Annotated in this window: 3 protein-coding genes; all 3 read left to right on the forward strand. The window is 52.4% G+C overall.

Annotated elements, in window-relative coordinates:
• Positions 1–142: 142 nt before the first annotated feature.
• The gene (locus tag WBM60_RS02175) at positions 143–577 is read left to right on the forward strand and encodes a hypothetical protein (protein WP_424282711.1); all 435 of its coding nucleotides are present in this window, start codon (positions 143–145) and stop codon (positions 575–577) included.
• A gap of 181 nt (positions 578–758) precedes the next feature.
• Positions 759–1,283 carry a hypothetical protein gene (locus tag WBM60_RS02180; protein WP_424282712.1) on the forward strand — a complete coding sequence of 175 codons (525 nt, stop codon included), beginning with the start codon at positions 759–761 and terminating at the stop codon, positions 1,281–1,283.
• 134 nt (positions 1,284–1,417) lie between these two features.
• Entirely contained in the window at positions 1,418–1,900 is a 483-nt protein-coding gene (locus WBM60_RS02185; RefSeq protein ID WP_424282713.1) for a hypothetical protein, read from the forward strand.
• Positions 1,901–2,005: the final 105 nt, after the last annotated feature.

Here is a 2,005-nt window from a genome sequence, read left to right on the forward strand (position 1 = left end):
CCACCTGTGACTCAAAGCGGACATCTTGAGGCATGTCTCTTCAAACCATTCCGTCCTCCGAAACGTCGAAGTAATACTGACCGTCAAAATCGCATTAGGGAGCTATGCCGTGACGAGAACTCTCATAATCGCACTGTCGCTAATGTGGTTGCTTGCTGCGCATGCTGAGGGCGGAGAAATTTCCATCGGCGATACCATACGAATCGTCGTAATCACAGAAAACGAAGGGATTCACTACGAACGAGGATGTGCTTTCTACGAGTTTCGCGAGCTTCTTGTGGAAAATGAGAGCATTGCTTTGGTTGCGGACGAGCTTGCGGACGCCCCGCTATTTGAGGTCAGGCTAATCGGGAGGTCTGGCACTAGCACGATTTATGTCGGTGATCATTGGATGAGTACTACTGCCGGAACGAGTTTGCTGCCGGGCAAAGCGTTTGAGCGAATTTCCACCCTGATTGAAAGGCGAAAAGGCACAGGTGTGCCCGAGTCCAAAATTGATACGACCATTCGGCAAGCCTCAAAGCGCATTCAAGACCCCAACTTCGTCGAAGAGAATAGGTGTGCTGAACGATATTAGGAGGTGCCGGAACGGTCTCCTTTGCGCATCGTATTGATGCTAGTTTGCGCAGGAATGCATCGACCGCTTGTGGCCGCGTGCCGAAGTTAGCCAGGATGAATAGCGAGGGTCCGGCAAGCACTCGAAAGCCGCCGCCCAGAAATTTCGAGCTATAATTTCCGCCTGTGACCCCCAGCAGCCGTTGAAGAAATCGCCAATATTGGTGCGAGGAAACTCGATGCAAAGCAGCACGAAGAGAAATGCAGCGGTCGTAATTGTCGCTGGCATCATCTATTTCTATCTCTACTCCAAACTTGTCGGAATTGGTGCGGCCATTGCTGCTCCACGCTGGTTTGTCCCATTCATGCAGGAGCATCAAGTTCTCGGCCTCATTCTGATGTCACTTGCGACAACGGTTCCCGCAGCCGCAATCAGCGCAGCCCTGATGGGGTATGGGCTTGCGAGGCTCTTAGACGGCAAGTATTTCCTCCTCGGCCTCCTGACTGTTTGTGTAATGGTCGTGTTCTCGTCGTTGATCGTTGACTATGGACTCGGTTTTTGGGGCGGGTTACGTATGAACGCATTGCCGCCGTATAGCTTTGCGCTTCCGATGTTCTTTGCGCTTTGGTTATTTCTGCCGCTTGCGACAATGTTCTTCGGTCGGCGCAAAGATCGCGTTCGCGAGTTACTGGTTCTGGCCGAGAGCGAGCGGTCACCAGGGCGATGAACGACAGGCTGCTTTACTCCGCATTCCTGCCGACCGAGTCTTCTGCGGTATGATGGCGGCTGGTGACCCAAACCGGCCGGTCACAATAAGTCCCTAGAACGAGCCTCGATACGTATGCCGACGAGAATGCATCGATGGATTTGTTAGGCAAGCCGAAGTGGTACGGCGTTCCTGTTCTCGTCCGTTCTAATCTGCCATTACTGCTCCGAGTCCTCGCGGTCTTCCTCGGGATCGCCACAATCATGGCGATTATCGCTGCAGGCTTGTTTTGGGAATCGACCAACGACAGACTGCTTGTTCCCGCCCAAGCTTTCGTCGGCTCGCTAACGATCACCACCCTTGCAATTGGTTGGTTTGTGGGCGTTTTCTTCTTTCTTCGCTTGTTGGTAAATGCCATCCGAATGAACTTCAATCGATCAGAAGGAGCGAGGTTTTGGAGTGTAAAGGCGTTTTACATTCCGATTTATGGCTGGCGCGCAACAGACCTATCCGACGAGGGCATCCGATTGCGGCGATTGGCAATTGAGGGGCTGATTGGCTTCTTGGCCGTAAATGGCCTGATCTGGTTATTGGTGTTTGCATCCAAAGCAGTTGGAATCGATTTACAAACGGGCTAATTAGGCACTTTGACGAATAATGAGCGACTGGTTTTGGCCGAGGCTGTGTGAAAACCCGGGCGTATTTCGTCTTCGCGGGACAGCGCGACACAAATCATCAGGGAA

The organism is Eudoraea sp. (assembly GCF_049669105.1).
Taxonomy (GTDB): Bacteria; Bacteroidota; Bacteroidia; order Flavobacteriales; family Flavobacteriaceae; genus Eudoraea.

Bases quoted from the DNA above. Each gene is read 5' to 3' on its own strand.
- WBM60_RS02175 (WP_424282711.1), top strand. From the start codon at position 143: ATGTGGTTGCTTGCTGCGCATGCTGAGGGCGGAGAAATTTCCATCGGC.
- WBM60_RS02185 (WP_424282713.1), top strand. From the start codon at position 1,418: ATGGATTTGTTAGGCAAGCCGAAGTGGTACGGCGTTCCTGTTCTCGTC.